We start from the raw sequence: 14,900 nt of genomic DNA, 5'->3' as shown, positions 1-14,900 counted from the left end.
CGCCGTGATGTGAACGGACACTTTGCAACGCACATCACGGCTCGCGATAATCCGAGCACTGGAAGACACATGCTGACCTGGGACGACGAAGTCAAGCCCACACCGCCGACTCCCGCGAACAGCGGTTCACCCTGGAACCGCGAGGCGCCCCTTTCATCCCCGCAGCCTGCGCTGCAGCCCGCCGCCTCCTCCATCGCCCCGATCCGCACGCTCGACGACGGCGCCACCGTGCCGCCGCAACCCGCGCGTGCCGTGACCAGCGCGCGCCGCGTCAACGCGGCCGACAAGCGCATCATCAACGGCCAGACGGACGTCAACCAGCTGGTGCCGTTCAAGTACAAGTGGGCCTGGGAGAAGTACCTCGCCACCTGCGCCAACCACTGGATGCCGCAGGAAGTGAACATGACGCGCGACATCGCGTTGTGGAAGGACCCCAACGGCCTGACCGAGGACGAGCGCCGCATCATCAAGCGCAACCTCGGCTTCTTCGTCACCGCCGACTCGCTGGCCGCCAACAACATCGTACTGGGCACCTACCGCCACATCACGGCGCCCGAGTGCCGCCAGTTCCTGCTGCGCCAGGCGTTCGAGGAAGCGATCCACACCCACGCGTACCAGTACATCGTGGAATCGCTCGGCCTGGACGAGTCCGAGATCTTCAACGCGTACAACGAGGTCCAGTCCATCCGCGACAAGGACCAGTTCCTGATCCCCTTCATCGAGGCGATCATGGACCCCGACTTCCACACCGGCACGCCGGAAGCCGACCAGACGCTGCTCAAGTCGCTGATCGTCTTCGCCTGCCTGATGGAAGGCCTGTTCTTCTACGTCGGCTTCACGCAGATCCTGGCGCTGGGCCGGCAGAACAAGATGACGGGTGCTGCCGAGCAGTACCAGTACATCCTGCGGGACGAGTCGATGCACTGCAACTTCGGCATCGACCTGATCAACCAGCTGAAGCTGGAGAACCCGCACCTGTGGACGGCCGACTTCAAGGCCGAGATCAAGGGCCTGTTCCAGAAGGCCGTCGAACTCGAATACCGCTATGCCGAGGACACCATGCCGCGTGGCGTGCTGGGCCTCAATGCATCCATGTTCAAGGGCTACCTGCGCTACATCGCCAACCGGCGCGCCACGCAGATCGGCCTGGAAGCGCTGTTCCCCAACGAGGAGAACCCCTTCCCCTGGATGAGTGAAATGATCGACCTGAAGAAAGAGCGCAACTTCTTCGAAACCCGCGTGATCGAGTACCAGTCGGGTGGCGCGCTTTCCTGGGATTGAAGGCAACTGCGTAGTTTGGTTTTTTGAGATTCGCCCGCACCGGCGACCGGCCACAAGAGCCGGCGCCGTGCGGGTCACGGTGTTCATGGCGCTGGGCCCAGGCCCAACCCCATGGATCGCTGGCCAGCCACCAACAAGGCTGCCAGTGCTTCTTTCGTTGATGTTGATGTCAACTTGAACAGGAGAATGGAAATGGCAACTGCGAAGAAAGCCGCCGCGAAGAAATCCACCGCGCGCAAGTCGGCCGCCAAGAAGGCGCCGGCGAAGAAGGCCACGGCCCGCAAGACCACCGCCAAGAAGGCTCCGGCCAAGAAGGCGGCGGCCAAGAAGGCCCCGGCGCGCAAGGTCGCGGCGAAGAAGGCACCGGCCCGCAAGGCCGCTGCCAAGAAGACCACGGCGAAGAAGACGGCGGCGAAGAAGACCACCGCGAAGAAGGCGACGGCCAAGAAGACCACCGCCAAGCGCGCCGCGAAGAAGACCACCGCCAAGAAGGCTGCCAAGAAGGCGCCTGCGAAAAAGAAGGCTGCGCGAAAGGCCCCTGCGAAGAAGGCCGCGAAAGCGCCTGCGAAGAAGGCTGCGAAGAAAGCGCCTGCGAAAAAGGCCGCGAAAGCGCCTGCTGCCAAGCCGGCTGCAGCGCCCGCTGCCGCGGCCGCTCCGGCTGCGCAGACCACGCTGAACCCGCAGGCCGCCTGGCCCTTCCCCACGGCTTCCAAGCCCTGAGGAGCGCACCGGACGGGCGTTCGCGCCCGCTCCGGTGGCGGTTGAAGTTCAAACGCCGGGTTCGCCCGGCGTTTTTCATTCCGGCGCCGTCCTGCACGCGCGCCACACCGGTGCGTCCACACTGCCGGCATGCCCACCCTGCAGCCCGACCTATTCGGCGCGCCGCCTCCCGCGCTGCCCGAGGGCATGCGCTACGAGGAAGGCTTCCTGGACCCGGGCGAAGAGCAGGCGCTGCTGCGCGAGATCGAGGCGCTGCCGCTCGCGCCCATGCAGTACCAGGGCTTCACGGCGCTGCGCCGCGTCGTGAGCTACGGCGGGCAGTACGACTTCAGCGCGCAACGGCTGCACGACGCACCGCCGTTGCCCGGCTGGCTGCGCCCCTTGCGTGAAAGGGCCGCACGCTGGGCCGGGCTGTCGGCGGACGATTTCACGCAGGCGCTGGTCGCGGAGTACCGGCCCGGCACGCCGCTCGGCTGGCACCGCGACGTGCCGGATTTCGAGGACGTGGTGGGCATCTCGCTGCTCGCGGACGCGGTGATGCGGTTCCGCCCGTATCCGCCACGCCAACCCGCATCGCGCGCCGAGGTGATGAAGCTGGTGGTGGTGCCGCGCTCGATCTACCTGCTGCGCGGCCCCGCGCGCTGGGCCTGGCAGCACAGCGTGTCGCCGACCAAGGCCTTGCGTTACTCGATCACGCTGCGCACGCCCTCGCGCCGGCGCTAGCGCGTGGCGCCGTCGGAAGCGAGCGCGATGCGGCGGCGCAGGCGCAACGCTCCCTCCGTGTCGCCCGCCTGCTCGGCCAGCTTCAGCTGCGCGCCGAGCCACGCGAGCAGCGCCCGTCGCCAGCCCTGCGCCGACGCAGTGTCCGCCGCCACCTGCAGCAACTGCGGCGTGCCACGGCCGCTGCGCATGACGACACCGGCCGCCACCAGCCGCGCGAGCGGATCGGCGATCTCGGCGACGGCCGCAGCATCGCCGCGCGCGGCCACCGCACGATGGTGCGCGGGCAGTTGGTCGGCCGGCGCCTGCTGCCCGGCCAGGTAGGCGGCGTACGCGCGCTCGGGCGCCGCGGCGTCGGCCTGCAGCGGCTCGAACCCCGTGCACGGCTCGAACGCGAGCGTGGCGACCTGCAGCGCGCAGCGCGTGAGTTCCGCCCGCGCGACCAGCGTCGGCTGGCCGGTGGCGGCCAGCGCATCGCGCGCGCGCCTGAATTCCGCGTCCGCAGCGCGCGAAGCACCCGCGAGGTACGCCTGCTCGTAGCGCTCGAGCGCGCCGTGCGCCTCGACCTGCCAGTCGGGCGCGACGGGCTTGTTGCCGCAGCCCGCCAGCAGCACGGCGAACGCCGCCACCCAGGCCCTCATGGCACCTTCACCTCGGTGTCGCGCGCGAACGGCCACTTGCGGTTGATCTCGTTGATCAGCGCGTCGATCTTGCGCAGGTTGGCCTCGACCTCGCCGCGCAGCGCGCCCAGGTCCTCGGTCGCCGTCTTGACGTTGGAGCCGACGCCCTGCGCCTCGACGAGCACCGCGTCCAGCTTCTTCAGGCTGCCGCGCGTGTCGGCCAGCAGGCCATTGAGCTGGTTGACGGTGCCGCGCGCATCGCGCACCAGGCCGTCGGGGCCGAACACCTGGGTGTCGGCGTGCGAGGCCACCGATTCCAGGCGCGCCAGCAGCGCATTGGTGCGGTCGAGGGTCGCGAGCAGGCGCTTGGCGTCCTGGTCGTTGCCCAGCAGCACGCCCAGCACACCTTGCGGGCCCTTCAGCCTGTCCGTCACCGCCTGCACGTTGGCCAGGCTGTTGCGCAGCGCCGCGTCCTGCGCCGTGATCTGCGTGATGTTCTCCAGCATCTCCCGTGCAGCCGTGACGACGCGCGGGATCTCGGCGCTGGCGTCGCCGCGCAATACCTGGCGCTCGGCGCCGTCGGCCAGCAGCGGATCGGTCAGCATGCCGGTGAACGCACGCAGGGCCGGCGCGCCGACCAGGCCGCGCTCGAGCGTGAACACGCTGCTGGTGCGCAGCCAGTGCGCATCCTTGCTCGCGACGTCGATCAGCAGCCGGGCGTCGCCCTTCGGGTCCAGCTCCAGCTGGCGCACGCGCCCGATCGGGAAGCCGGAGAAGGTCAGGTCCATGCCGACGTACACGCCCTCGGCGTTGTCGGTGGTCAGCACCAGGCGCTGCGTGGCCTCGAAGGCGCCTCTCGCGTACAGCAGGTACAGCACCGACGCGCCGATCAGCACGACGGTGAAGGCGAGCAGCAGCCGCGCCTTGAGCGCGAGGTTGCGCACCGGGGCTGCGCCACCGGGTTCCGAATCCTGCAGGGGCGTTTCGCGCTCCATCAGTAGTAATTGCCCACCAGTGACAGGCCCTCCAGCAACAGCAGCACCGCGAACATGCGCACCAGGCCCTGCAGCGCCGCGTGCTCGCGCGACGCGTGCGGGCCCGTTTGCTGCATGCCCGACACCATCGGGATGAAGGCGACGGCGGCACTGAACAGCAGCGTCTTCAGCACGAAGATCAGCGACACGGACGGCGTGAACACGTGGCCGAACATGCGCGTGTACGCGGGCAGCCCGGCCAGCCGCGCGCCATACACCGCGAGATACGCGAGCGTCGTCGCGACAATGCAGCTGAGCGCCGCCAGCGTGATGGTGGCGAACACGCCCGCCAGCACCCGCGGCAGCACCTCCTCGACGACCGGATCGCGCCCCTGCGCCTCCATCGCGCGGAAGTGGCCCCGCAGCCGCATCTCCGCCAGCGCGGCGCCGTTCGGGATCGTGCAGCGCAGCGCGACGAACAGTGCGGCCGTCAGCGGGATCAGCTCCAGCACGAGCACACGAACGACCATTTCCAGGGCGTACTGCGACAGGCCGTAGCTCTGGGCGGTGACGACCACGATGCGGGTGATGACCAGCGTCAGCAGCGCCGCCAGCAGGGTGAAGCCGGGAAGGATCGGCGCCGTGTCCAGCCAGGCATGGCGCGCGAGCGCGGCGCGCATGGACCGGTGCCCCCAGCTCGAAGGCGTGAGCGCGAGCACCGCGACGATGAAACCGAACTGCAGCCGGCTCCACGCCTGCCGGCACCACTGCAAGAGCAGGAGGCCGGCTTGCGGGGGCGGCTGGCGGAGCGGTGCCGTCGACATGCGGCGCATGATAGCGGCGCGGCTGCAAGAGTTCGCGCCCGCGCGCGACCCATCGGCAGCTAGGAGACGGAAGTGAGCCATCCCCACCAGTTCGACCTCTTCGTCATCGGCGGCGGCAGCGGCGGCGTGCGTGCCGCGCGCTGGGCCGCGCAGCGCGGTGCCCGCGTCGCGCTCGCCGAGGCGGCCGCGCTTGGCGGCACCTGCGTCAATGTCGGCTGCATCCCGAAGAAGCTTTATAGCTATGCGGCCCACTACGCGCACGACCTGCGCGACGCCGCCGGGTTCGGCTGGCAACTGAAGCCGCCTGGATTCGACTGGTCGGTGCTGAAGGCCAACCGCGCGCGCGAGATCCTGCGGCTCAACGGCATCTACGAGCAGTTGCTGCTCGGCGCCGGCGTGCAGGTGGTGCGCGGCTGGGCGAGCCTGGCCGATGCGCACACGGTGCACGTGCAGTCCGCGGGTGGCCTCGAGACGTTCACGGCGCGCCATATCCTGCTGGCGACCGGCGGCACGCCGGTGGTGCCGGAGGTCGCGGGCGCCGAACTGGGCGTGAGCTCCGACGCGATGTTCGACCTGGACCCGTTCCCGCGCCGCCTGGTGGTGGTCGGCGGCGGCTACATCGCCTGCGAGTTCGCTTCGATCTTCCACTCGCTGGGCGCGAAGGTGCACCTGCTGTACCGCGGCGAGCAGGTGCTGCGCGGGTTCGACGACGACGTGCGCCAGTTCGTCGCCACGCACTTCCTGCGCGAGGGCATCGACCTGCGCCTGGGCATGGAGGCGGTCTCGCTCGCGCGCGGGGCGGGCGGCATCGACGTCGCGCTGCAGGACGGCACCACGCTGCAGGCGGACACGGTGCTGTTCGCCACCGGGCGCGTGCCGAACGTCAGCGGCCTGGGGCTGGAGGACGCCGGCGTCGAGCAAGGCAGGAACGGCGCGATCGTCGTCGACCGCCACTACCGCACCTCGGTGCCCTCGATCCATGCGGTGGGCGACGTCACGGCGCGCGTGCAGCTCACGCCGGTGGCGCTGGGCGAGGCGATGGCGGTCGTCGACCACCTGTTCGGCGAAGGGCGGCGCGTGCTGGATTACGAGATCATCCCGACCGCGGTGTTCACGCACCCGAACGTGGGGACGGCGGGCCTGACGGAGCGGCAGGCCCGCGAGCGGTTCGGCAAGGTCACGGTGTTCCGGACCGACTTCAAGCCCTTGCGCCACACGCTCACCGAGAACCCGGAGCGCTGCCTGATGAAGCTGGTGGTCGACGCCAACAGCGACCGCGTGGTGGGCCTGCACATGGTGGGACCGGACGCCGGCGAGATCGTGCAGGGCTTCGCCGTCGCGATGCGGGCGGGGGCCACCAAGGCGCTGTTCGACTCCACACTGGGCATCCACCCGACGATCGCCGAGGAGTTCGTCACCCTGCGCGAGCCGGTGCGCTGACGCCCGCCCATGAAAAACGCCGGCCACCCTCGCGGGTGCCGGCGCCGTTCGAATCTCCCTGATTCGTGCCGTTGCCTGTCAGTTGTACGAGCGGCCGTACGCGCGGGTCAGCGGCGCCGGTTTGGCCTCTTCTTCCGGAGGCAGGTAGATGGTGGTGCGGTCGATCTTGGAGTCGTAAGCGGCGAGTTCGGCGCTGGCGCTGCGGATCACGGCCCGGTCCAGCGGGTGGCATTGGCGTTGCGAGAGCTTCGAGAGCTGTTCGGACTTTTCCACCGTCTCCCGCACCGCCGCCGGATCCATCATGAGGGCGAAGGGATTCGAGGCGAACGCTGCTGTCGTCATGGGTCTCACTCCTGAAGTTCTGGGTTCGTTGTCAACGCCATGAACTCTCGCCGCTGGGTCAAATTTGTAACGTCAGGTCAGTTCGTTACGCTTTGTAGGACGCTGGCGCACCGTAGCGCAGGCGGTCGGGCACGGACGGCGCGCGCTGCACAATCCACGCCATGGCCTTCACGCCGCCGCCCTCCGAACCCACTCGCCACACCGACCCGCAAGCCGCGCTCGAGCAGGTGCGCAGCATCTACAACGGGCAGATCGACCACCTGCGCCGGGCCATGCACCGCTTCGTCGCGGGCGAGACGCTGCCCGGCCACGTGCGGGCGTTCTATCCGTACGTCCGCATCCGCACCGAGTCGGCGGTGCCGCAGGAACTGCTCGAGAACCTGGGCCTGAGCTACGGTTTCGTGGCGGGCTCCGGCTGCTTCGAGACCACGCTCACGCGCCCCGATCTCTACGCGAACTACTACCTCGAACAGTTCCGGCTGCTGCGGCAAAGCCACGGCGTCGACCTCGAAGTGGGCGTGAGCGCCGAACCGATCCCGGTGCACTTCTCGTTCGCGGAGAACGACCACATCGAAGGCACGTTGCCGCCGCAGCGGCGCGCGATGCTGCGCGACCTGTTCGACCTGCCCGACCTGCACGGCATGGACGACGGCATCGCCAACGGCACGGCGCGCTGGGGCGCCGACGATCCGCTGCCGCTGTCGCTGTTCACCGCCTCGCGCGTCGACTACTCGCTGCACCGCCTGCGCCACTACACCGGCACGGCGCCCGAGTGGTTCCAGAACTTCGTCCTGTTCACCAACTACCAGTTCTACATCGACGAATTCGTGCGCCTCGGGCACGAGGCGATGGCCGATGCGAATGGCGACTACACGGCGTTCGTGGAGCCGGGCAACCTGGTGACGCGCCGCGCGGGGCTGCCTGCCGACACGCCCGGCGTGCCGCCGGTGGGCGGACTGCCGCCGCCGCGGTTGCCGCAGATGCCGGCGTACCACCTGATCCGCCCGGACCACACCGGCATCACCATGGTGAACATCGGCGTCGGGCCGGCCAATGCCAAGACCATCACCGACCACATCGCGGTGCTGCGCCCGCATGCGTGGCTGATGCTGGGGCACTGCGCGGGCCTGCGCAGCAGCCAGCAACTCGGGGACTACGTGCTGGCGCATGCGTACATGCGCGAGGACCACGTGCTGGACGAGGAACTGCCGCTGTGGGTGCCGATCCCCGCGCTGGCGGAAATCCAGCTCGCGCTGGAGAAGGCGGTGGCCGAAGTGACCGGCATGCGCGACGGCGAGCTCAAACGCATCATGCGCACCGGCACCGTCGCCAGCACCGACAACCGCAACTGGGAACTGCTGCCGGGCAACGAGCCGCAGCGCCGCTTCAGCCAGAGCCGCGCTGTCGCCCTGGACATGGAAAGCGCCACCATCGCCGCCAACGGCTTCCGCTTCCGCGTGCCCTACGGCACCTTGCTGTGCGTGAGCGACAAGCCGCTGCACGGCGAGATCAAGCTGCCCGGCATGGCCAACCAGTTCTACCGCGAGCGCGTCGACCAGCACCTGCGCATCGGCATGCGCGCGATCGAGATCCTGCGCGCCGGCGGCAGCCAGCGGCTGCACAGCCGCAAGCTGCGCGCCTTCGACGAAGTGGCCTTCCAGTAAGGCCTAGAGCGGGCTGGCGCCGCCGGCCACCATGCCCATCGCCTCGCCGAGGCGCACGGGCTTGGTCGGTGCCCAATCGGCGTTGAAGGTGACGACGTCCTTCGGGAACAGCATCACGACGGTGGAGCCGAGCAGGAAGCGGCCCATCTCTTCGCCCTTGCGCAGCACGATCTCGCGGTCCGCGTAGTCCCAGCTGCGCACTTCGCCCGGGCGCGGCGGGTTCACTACGCCGTGCCACACGGTGGCCATGCTGCCGACGATCGTCGCGCCGACCAGCACGTTGACGAACGGGCCGAACGCCGTGTCGAACACGCACACGACGCGTTCGTTGCGCGCGAACAGGCCCGGCACGTGGCGCGCCGTCAGCGGGTTGACCGAGAACAGCTCGCCCGGCACGTAGACCATGCGGCGCAGGCGGCCCTCGCAGGGCATGTGGATGCGGTGGTAGTCCTTGGGCGCGAGGTACAGCGTCGCGAAGTGGCCGTGGTCGAACCGGCGCGCCAGGTCCGCGTCGCCCGCGAGCAGCGCCGTCGTCGAATAACTGTGGCCCTTGGCCTGGAAGATCTGGTCGTGCTCGATCGGCCCGAACTGGCTGATCGCCGCGTCCACCGGGCACACGAGGTCGGCGTCCGCGAGGGGCCGGGCGCCTTCGCGCAAGGGCCGGGTGAAGAACTCGTTGAAGGTCGGATAGCTCTCGATGCGCGGTTCGGCCGCCTCGGCCATGTTCACGCCGTAGTGCGCGACGAAGCGCCGGATGATCGCGTGCGTGACGGAGCCGCCGCGCCAGCCCGCCAGCTTGCCTGCGGCGACGGTGAGGAGGGTCTTGGGCAGCAGGTACTGCGTGCGGATGGCCAGTGGTGGGAACAAGTCGGGCTTTCGGTGAGCGAAAAATTCTAGCGGGCGGCCGCCGGCGCGGGCTGCGACACAATGCGCGCGTGAGCCCGGCCCCGCTCTTCGACGCCCGCAACCTGCGCAAGCGCTACGGCGACACGGTCGTCGTCGACGACCTGTCGTTCCAGATCGGGCCGGGCGAATGCCTGGGCGTCATCGGACCCAACGGCGCCGGCAAGACGACCACCATCCGCATGGGCCTGGGCCTCACGGCGCCCGACGCCGGCAGCATCACGGCCTTCGGCCTGCCGATGCCGCAGGAAGCGCTCAAGATCAAGGCGCAGGTCGGCGTGGTCAGCCAGTTCGACTCGCTCGACCCGGACTTCACCTGCGCGGAGAACCTGCTGGTGTACGGCCGCTACTTCGGGCTGCGCGACGCCGATGTGCTCGCGCGCATCCCGCAGCTGCTGGAATTCGCGTCGCTCACGCACAAGGCGCAGGCCAAGCCCGGCGAGCTGTCCGGCGGCATGCGCCGGCGGCTGTCGCTGGCGCGCGCTCTCGTCAACGAACCCAAGCTGCTGCTGCTCGACGAGCCGACCACGGGCCTGGACCCACAGGCGCGGCACCTGATGTGGGAGCGGCTGCAGTTGCTGCTGCAGCAGGGCAAGTCGATCCTGCTGACCACGCACTTCATGGACGAGGCCGAGCGCCTGTGCTCGCGCCTGCTGGTCATCGACCACGGCCGCAAGATCGCCGAGGGCACGCCGCGCGCCCTGATCGCCGAGCACCTGGAGCCCGACGTGGTCGAGGCCTACGGCCAGGGCGCGCTCGCACTCGCGGAAGACAAGTGCTTGCGCGCGCTCGCGGGCCGCGTCGAGTTGAGCGGCGAAACGGTCTTCTTCTACACGCAGGATGCCGGCCCGCTGCTGCACGCCCTGGCGCAGCACGCCGGCCTGCGGACGCTGCACCGCCCCGCGAACCTGGAGGACCTGTTCCTCAAGGTCACGGGCCGGCAGATCCGGGAGGACGGCTGATGGCCGACGGCATCTGGCGCATCCCCGACCTGTCCGGCCGCTGGTGGCCGGTGTTCCAGCGCAACCTGCTGGTGTGGCGCAAGCTCGCCGTGCCCAGCCTGCTGGGCAACATCGCCGAGCCGCTGATGTGGCTGCTGGCGTTCGGCTACGGCATGGGCGCGCTGGTGGGCGAGGTCGACCTGCACGGCCAGCGCGTGCCCTACATCGTGTTCCTGGCCAGCGGCTCCATCTGCATGAGTTCGATGAACGCGGCGTCGTTCGAGGCGCTCTACTCCGCGTTCTCGCGCATGCACGTGCAGAAGACCTGGGACGGCATCATGAATGCGCCCGTCACGCTGGACAACGTGGTGCTGGCCGAGATGCTGTGGGCCGGCTTCAAGGCGATCTTCACCGTCACCGCCATCCTGGTCGTCATGCTCGCGCTCGGCATCAGCCACTCGCCCAAGCTGGCCGTCGCCTGGCTGATCCTGCTGGGTGCCGGGGTGACGTTCTCGTGCATCGCACTGATCTTCAACGCGCTGGCGAACGGCTACGACTTCTTCACCTACTACTTCACCCTCTTCCTCACGCCGATGATGTTCCTGTCGGGCGTGTTCTTCCCGCGCTCGCAGCTGCCCGGGCCGCTGCGCATCGCCTCCGACTGGCTGCCGCTCACCAACGCGGTCGAACTCGTGCGGCCGCTGTTCATGGACCAGTGGCCGGCCGCGCCGGGACGCAGCCTGCTCGTCCTCGCTGCCTATGCGATCGGTGCGTTCTGGGTCGCGCTGGCGCTGACGCGGCGGAGGTTCCGCACATGACAGGCGCGCTGCCCGCTCCGTTGCTGGAGATGATGCGCCGCGGCGTGTCGGTCAACGTCGCGTCGCGCGACGCGGCGCTGCGGCCCAGCCTGATGCGCGCGATGGCCAGCGAGGTCAGCGTCGACGGGCGCCGGATCACGCTGTTCCTGGCGCGCAGCCAGTCGGCGCAGCTGCTGCAGGATGTCGCGTCCACCGGCCGGCTGGCCGTTGTCTTCAGCGAGCCCGCGACGCACCTCAGCGTGCAGGTCAAGGCGATGGCCGCGCAACTGCGTCCCGCCACCGAAGCAGACCGGCCGGTCCTCGAGCGCTACCTGGCGTCGATGGAGATCGAGCTGTCGCGCGTTCGCATCCCCGCGGAGCTCACGCGCGCCCTGCTCGCCTGGCGGCTCGACGACCTGGTCGCCGTCACCTTCACGCCGCACGAGGCCTACGACCAGACGCCGGGCGCGAAGTCCGGCAACCTGCTGGCAGGTGCTGCATGACCGCGCGCCCGACCCTTCGCGAACTGCGCGCCTGCCTCGAAGGCGCGGTGCCCGCGGTCCTCGCCACCTGCGACGCCGACGGCGTGCCCAACGTCGCCTACCTCTCGCAGGTGTTCTACGTCGACGAGCGTCACGTCGCGCTGTCCTTCCAGTTCTTCAACAAGACCCGGCGCAACATCCTCGCCAACCCGCACGCGACGGTGATGCTGATCCACCCCCGCACCGGCGGCATGTACCGGCTGCACATCCGCTACCTGCGCACCGAGAGCGAGGGCGCGCTGTTCGAGCGCATGAAGGCGCAGCTGGCCGGCATCGCGTCGCATTCGGGCATGGACGGCGTGTTCAAGCTGCTCGGCTCCGACGTCTACGAGGTCGAGCGTGCGGAACAGGTGCCGGGCCAGCCGGTGCCGCTGCCGCCGCGGCCCGAAGGCCGCATCGCGGCCCTGCGCACGTGCGCTGAAGCCATCGCGCGCAGCACGACGCTGGAGGATGCACTTTCGGCAGTGCTGGCCACGCTGTCCGACGGCCTGGCGATGCCGCACGCGATGGTGCTGATGCACGATGCCGCGGCGGATCGCCTCTACACGGTCGCGAGCTGCGGCTATGCGACGTCGGGCGTCGGTTCGGAGTTGAAGGTCGGCCAGGGCGTGATCGGCGTCGCGGCGCGCGAACGCACGCCGGTGCGCATCTCGCACCTGACCAGCGCCGCGGCGTACACGCAGGCGATGCGCGGCGCCCTCGCGCCAGAGGACGAGCCGGGCACCGAGATTCCCTATCCGGGCTTGCGCGAGCCGCACAGCCAACTCGCCGTCCCCGTGCTGTCGCAAGGCCGACTGCTGGGCGTGCTGTTCGTCGAAGGGCCGCACGACCTGCAGTTCGGCTACGAGGAAGAGGACGTGCTGGTCACCATCGCCAGCCACCTCGGCGCGGCCATCGACCTGCTGCAGGTGGCGCCGGACGCCGAGCCCGAGGTCCCACGCGGCACGCCGGCGTCCACCGAAGCGGGCACCGCGCTGCAGGTGCGCCACTTCGCCGCCAACGACAGCCTGTTCCTGGGCGACCAGTACCTGATCAAGGGCGTGGCCGGCGCGATCCTGTGGAAGCTGGTGCGCGACCACGCGTCCACGGGCCGCACCGAGTTCAGCAACCGCGAGCTGCGGCTCGATCCGGCGCTGCGCCTGCCCGAGGTCAGCGACAACCTCGAGGCCCGGTTGCTGCTGCTGCAGCGGCGGCTGCAGGAGCACGGCAGCGACCTGCGCATCGAGCGCACGGGCCGCGGCCGCTTCCGCTTGCAGGTCGCAAGGCCGCTGAAACTGGTCGAGGCTTAGCCGACGACGAGGCCGGGCACGGCGTCGATGCCCAGCCCGCGCGCCAGTTGCGCCCACTCGCCCGCCGACAGGTGCGGGCGCACCAGGTCGATGACGGCAGCGAACGCCGGCGGCGGTGCCTTGGCCTGCATGTCCGCCATCACGGCGAGACGTTCCGCCGGACGCAGCGCCGGCAACATCCAGCGCGCCACGACCATCATCTCCTGCGGCGGGATGCTCGCGACCAGCGCGTCGTGCAACGCGACCAACTCGGCGTCGGTGTAGCGCGCCCAGAGCACCGCGTTGTGCGCGGTCTCCTCGACGTCCATGTGGCGGAAGTTCTCGCCCACGAAGACGGCCAGCGCGCGGTAGAGCGCGTGCGCGGCATGCGGGCGTTGCTCGGCCGGCAGCGTGGGCAGCGCGCGAGCGGCCTGCTGCACGCGGTCGATCTCCGCCCCGTGGTGCTCGTGGTCGTGCGCGATGGCGGCGCTCGCGCCGGTGGCGCGCGCCTCGAGCGCGGGATGGACGAAGGCGTTCTCGTGGCCGAGGTGCGAGCGGCAGAAGTCCATCAGCCCGGCGACCTGGCCGCAGGCGCGCTGCAGGGCTTCGTCATCGCCCGTGTCCACGCGGCCCAGCGCGAGCAGCGTGTCGGTCATGAAGGCCCGCAGGGCCTTGTGGATGCTGGCGTAGAGGTCGAAGCGCGGCTGCGCGGCCGCGGCGACGCTTTGGTATTCCTGGGTATCGATCTTCATGGGAGGTTCCTTGGAGTGGCGTCGCTTCGATCGGCGACGGGGTGGATCCTAGGAACCACGTCGAAGGACCGCTCTGAAGAATCGCTTACCGGAACCTTCAGCAAACCTTAAGCGGCGGCGGACGTGAACTGCATCACGCGCCGGATGGTTCCGGGTCTTCCCGGCCCATCAATTGCACGCAATTGAATTTGACGCTAAGATTCGCCGCATGCCGCGCAGCCCCGCGATCCCCCCCGACCAGGCCCTGCGCCTGGAGCACCAGGTCTGCTTCGCCTTGTACTCCGCCTCCCTCGCGATGACCAAGCTCTACAAGCCCTGGCTCGACGGGCTGGGGCTGACCTATCCGCAGTACATCGCCATGCTCGTGCTGTGGGAGCAGGACGGCCTGTCGGTGAAGGAACTGGGCGAGCGCCTGTTCCTCGACTCGGGCACGCTCACGCCCCTTCTGAAGCGCCTCGAAGCCGCGGGCCTCGTCACGCGGCTGCGCGCCACCGACGACGAACGCCGGGTGCTCGTGCGCCTGACCGCCGCCGGCCGCCGCCTGCGTTCGCGCGCCGAAGCCATCCCGAGTTGCATCGTCGAGGCCGCGCAATGCCCGCTGCCCGAGCTGGTGCAGCTCACCCGGCAGATCCGGTCGCTGCGCGACCGGCTCGCCGCCTGATCCCGTCCCCTCCTCCACCCTGAAAGGCAACCATGAACAAGCTCGACAAAGTGCTCTACACCGCCCGCGCCCACACCACCGGCGGCCGCGAAGGCCAATCGCGCACCGACGACGGCCGGCTGGACGTGCAGCTCTCGTCGCCCGGCGGCGCCGGCACCGGCACCAACCCCGAGCAGCTGTTCGCCGCCGGCTACTCGGCGTGCTTCATCGGCGCGATGAAGGCGGTCGCCGCCAAGCAGAAGATCACGCTGCCGCAGGACCTGTCGGTCGATGCCGAAGTGGACCTCGGCCCGGTCGGCCAGGCCTACGGCATCGCGGTGCGCATGAACATCCACCTGCCCGGCATGGACACCGCCAGCGCCCGCCAGCTCGTCGACACGGCGCACCAGGTGTGCCCGTACTCGAACGCGACGCGCGGCAACATCGACGTGCAGTTGAACGTCGGCTGACG

17 protein-coding genes are annotated in these 14,900 nt (G+C 69.6%); 11 read left to right on the top strand and 6 right to left on the bottom strand.

What is annotated here, in order from left to right; genetic code table 11:
- Window positions 1–69 precede the first annotated feature (69 nt).
- From I8E28_RS03780 to I8E28_RS03770, 3 genes are all read left to right on the top strand, one after another.
- The gene (locus I8E28_RS03780; protein ID WP_200786502.1) at window positions 70–1,281 is read left to right on the top strand and encodes a ribonucleotide-diphosphate reductase subunit beta; all 1,212 of its coding nucleotides are present in this window, start codon (window positions 70–72) and stop codon (window positions 1,279–1,281) included.
- A 192-nt stretch (window positions 1,282–1,473) separates the two neighbouring features.
- Window positions 1,474–2,001: a histone H1-like DNA-binding protein gene (locus I8E28_RS03775; protein WP_200786501.1), complete on the top strand. Its 528-nt coding sequence runs from the start codon at window positions 1,474–1,476 to the stop codon at window positions 1,999–2,001.
- 129 nt (window positions 2,002–2,130) lie between these two features.
- On the top strand, window positions 2,131–2,724 hold the full coding sequence (locus I8E28_RS03770) for an alpha-ketoglutarate-dependent dioxygenase AlkB (protein ID WP_200786500.1): 594 nt from the start codon (window positions 2,131–2,133) through the stop codon (window positions 2,722–2,724).
- Here I8E28_RS03770 and I8E28_RS03765 read toward each other — a convergent pair.
- Genes I8E28_RS03765 through I8E28_RS03755 form a run of 3 tightly spaced genes read right to left on the bottom strand, consistent with a single transcriptional unit; the run spans window position 2,721 to window position 5,139 of the window.
- On the bottom strand, window positions 2,721–3,362 hold the full coding sequence (locus I8E28_RS03765; RefSeq protein ID WP_200786499.1) for a hypothetical protein: 642 nt from the start codon (window positions 3,360–3,362) through the stop codon (window positions 2,721–2,723). The genes I8E28_RS03770 and I8E28_RS03765 overlap by 4 nt on opposite strands.
- A complete protein-coding gene (locus I8E28_RS03760; RefSeq protein ID WP_200786498.1) occupies window positions 3,359–4,336 on the bottom strand; it encodes an MlaD family protein in 978 nt (325 codons plus the stop codon). The genes I8E28_RS03765 and I8E28_RS03760 overlap by 4 nt, the downstream gene beginning before the upstream one ends.
- The gene (locus tag I8E28_RS03755) at window positions 4,336–5,139 is read right to left on the bottom strand and encodes an MlaE family ABC transporter permease (RefSeq protein WP_200786497.1); all 804 of its coding nucleotides are present in this window, start codon (window positions 5,137–5,139) and stop codon (window positions 4,336–4,338) included. Before I8E28_RS03755 ends, I8E28_RS03760 begins: the two co-directional genes overlap by 1 nt.
- 72 nt (window positions 5,140–5,211) lie before the next feature.
- Between I8E28_RS03755 and gorA the strand changes: the two genes are divergently transcribed.
- A complete protein-coding gene (gene gorA, locus I8E28_RS03750; protein WP_200786496.1) occupies window positions 5,212–6,579 on the top strand; it encodes a glutathione-disulfide reductase in 1,368 nt (455 codons plus the stop codon).
- Between the two features lie 78 nt (window positions 6,580–6,657).
- On the opposite strand, the gene I8E28_RS03745 is transcribed toward gorA, so the two are convergent.
- Window positions 6,658–6,921 carry a hypothetical protein gene (locus tag I8E28_RS03745; RefSeq protein WP_200786495.1) on the bottom strand — a complete coding sequence of 88 codons (264 nt, stop codon included), beginning with the start codon at window positions 6,919–6,921 and terminating at the stop codon, window positions 6,658–6,660.
- Window positions 6,922–7,082: 161 nt separating this feature from the next.
- Here I8E28_RS03745 and I8E28_RS03740 point away from each other — a divergent pair, with 161 nt between their 5' ends.
- Window positions 7,083–8,585 (top strand): AMP nucleosidase, encoded by a 1,503-nt coding sequence (locus I8E28_RS03740; RefSeq protein ID WP_200786494.1) that lies wholly within the window; start codon window positions 7,083–7,085, stop codon window positions 8,583–8,585.
- Between the two features lie 3 nt (window positions 8,586–8,588).
- Here I8E28_RS03740 and asd read toward each other — a convergent pair whose 3' ends face one another.
- Window positions 8,589–9,452: an archaetidylserine decarboxylase gene (gene asd, locus I8E28_RS03735; protein WP_200786493.1), complete on the bottom strand. Its 864-nt coding sequence runs from the start codon at window positions 9,450–9,452 to the stop codon at window positions 8,589–8,591.
- A gap of 68 nt (window positions 9,453–9,520) precedes the next feature.
- On the opposite strand from asd, the gene I8E28_RS03730 reads away from it, so the two are divergent.
- The 4 genes from I8E28_RS03730 to I8E28_RS03715 are packed head-to-tail and all read left to right on the top strand — an operon-like array spanning window position 9,521 to window position 13,057.
- Complete coding sequence (locus tag I8E28_RS03730; protein WP_338050714.1) at window positions 9,521–10,450, top strand: ATP-binding cassette domain-containing protein; 930 nt, start codon at window positions 9,521–9,523, stop codon at window positions 10,448–10,450.
- The gene (locus I8E28_RS03725; RefSeq protein WP_200786492.1) at window positions 10,450–11,247 is read left to right on the top strand and encodes an ABC transporter permease; all 798 of its coding nucleotides are present in this window, start codon (window positions 10,450–10,452) and stop codon (window positions 11,245–11,247) included. Before I8E28_RS03730 ends, I8E28_RS03725 begins: the two co-directional genes overlap by 1 nt.
- Window positions 11,244–11,729, top strand: coding sequence for a hypothetical protein (locus I8E28_RS03720; RefSeq protein WP_200786491.1), 486 nt, complete (start codon window positions 11,244–11,246; stop codon window positions 11,727–11,729). The genes I8E28_RS03725 and I8E28_RS03720 overlap by 4 nt, the downstream gene beginning before the upstream one ends.
- Window positions 11,726–13,057 (top strand): GAF domain-containing protein, encoded by a 1,332-nt coding sequence (locus I8E28_RS03715; RefSeq protein WP_200786490.1) that lies wholly within the window; start codon window positions 11,726–11,728, stop codon window positions 13,055–13,057. Before I8E28_RS03720 ends, I8E28_RS03715 begins: the two co-directional genes overlap by 4 nt.
- Here the strand turns inward: I8E28_RS03715 and I8E28_RS03710 are convergent.
- The gene (locus I8E28_RS03710; RefSeq protein ID WP_200786489.1) at window positions 13,054–13,788 is read right to left on the bottom strand and encodes a hemerythrin domain-containing protein; all 735 of its coding nucleotides are present in this window, start codon (window positions 13,786–13,788) and stop codon (window positions 13,054–13,056) included. The two genes, I8E28_RS03715 and I8E28_RS03710, sit on opposite strands and share 4 nt — an antisense overlap.
- A gap of 208 nt (window positions 13,789–13,996) precedes the next feature.
- On the opposite strand from I8E28_RS03710, the gene I8E28_RS03705 reads away from it, so the two are divergent.
- Both I8E28_RS03705 and I8E28_RS03700 read left to right on the top strand, forming a co-directional pair.
- Window positions 13,997–14,449, top strand: coding sequence for a MarR family winged helix-turn-helix transcriptional regulator (locus tag I8E28_RS03705; RefSeq protein ID WP_200786488.1), 453 nt, complete (start codon window positions 13,997–13,999; stop codon window positions 14,447–14,449).
- A gap of 32 nt (window positions 14,450–14,481) precedes the next feature.
- Window positions 14,482–14,898 carry an organic hydroperoxide resistance protein gene (locus tag I8E28_RS03700; RefSeq protein WP_200786487.1) on the top strand — a complete coding sequence of 139 codons (417 nt, stop codon included), beginning with the start codon at window positions 14,482–14,484 and terminating at the stop codon, window positions 14,896–14,898.
- Window positions 14,899–14,900 lie beyond the last annotated feature (2 nt).

The organism is Ramlibacter algicola (assembly GCF_016641735.1).
GTDB lineage: Bacteria > Pseudomonadota > Gammaproteobacteria > Burkholderiales > Burkholderiaceae_C > Ramlibacter > Ramlibacter algicola.
This window is presented reverse-complemented; position numbering and strand designations above follow the sequence as displayed.

Bases quoted from the DNA above. Each gene is read 5' to 3' on its own strand.
- I8E28_RS03720 (WP_200786491.1), top strand. From the start codon at position 11,244: ATGACAGGCGCGCTGCCCGCTCCGTTGCTGGAGATGATGCGCCGCGGC.
- I8E28_RS03770 (WP_200786500.1), top strand. From the start codon at position 2,131: ATGCCCACCCTGCAGCCCGACCTATTCGGCGCGCCGCCTCCCGCGCTG.
- I8E28_RS03710 (WP_200786489.1), bottom strand. From the start codon at position 13,788: ATGAAGATCGATACCCAGGAATACCAAAGCGTCGCCGCGGCCGCGCAG.
- I8E28_RS03740 (WP_200786494.1), top strand. From the start codon at position 7,083: ATGGCCTTCACGCCGCCGCCCTCCGAACCCACTCGCCACACCGACCCG.
- I8E28_RS03705 (WP_200786488.1), top strand. From the start codon at position 13,997: ATGCCGCGCAGCCCCGCGATCCCCCCCGACCAGGCCCTGCGCCTGGAG.
- I8E28_RS03755 (WP_200786497.1), bottom strand. From the start codon at position 5,139: ATGTCGACGGCACCGCTCCGCCAGCCGCCCCCGCAAGCCGGCCTCCTG.
- I8E28_RS03745 (WP_200786495.1), bottom strand. From the start codon at position 6,921: ATGACGACAGCAGCGTTCGCCTCGAATCCCTTCGCCCTCATGATGGAT.
- I8E28_RS03765 (WP_200786499.1), bottom strand. From the start codon at position 3,362: ATGAGGGCCTGGGTGGCGGCGTTCGCCGTGCTGCTGGCGGGCTGCGGC.
- I8E28_RS03775 (WP_200786501.1), top strand. From the start codon at position 1,474: ATGGCAACTGCGAAGAAAGCCGCCGCGAAGAAATCCACCGCGCGCAAG.
- I8E28_RS03725 (WP_200786492.1), top strand. From the start codon at position 10,450: ATGGCCGACGGCATCTGGCGCATCCCCGACCTGTCCGGCCGCTGGTGG.
- I8E28_RS03715 (WP_200786490.1), top strand. From the start codon at position 11,726: ATGACCGCGCGCCCGACCCTTCGCGAACTGCGCGCCTGCCTCGAAGGC.
- I8E28_RS03780 (WP_200786502.1), top strand. From the start codon at position 70: ATGCTGACCTGGGACGACGAAGTCAAGCCCACACCGCCGACTCCCGCG.
- I8E28_RS03760 (WP_200786498.1), bottom strand. From the start codon at position 4,336: ATGGAGCGCGAAACGCCCCTGCAGGATTCGGAACCCGGTGGCGCAGCC.
- I8E28_RS03700 (WP_200786487.1), top strand. From the start codon at position 14,482: ATGAACAAGCTCGACAAAGTGCTCTACACCGCCCGCGCCCACACCACC.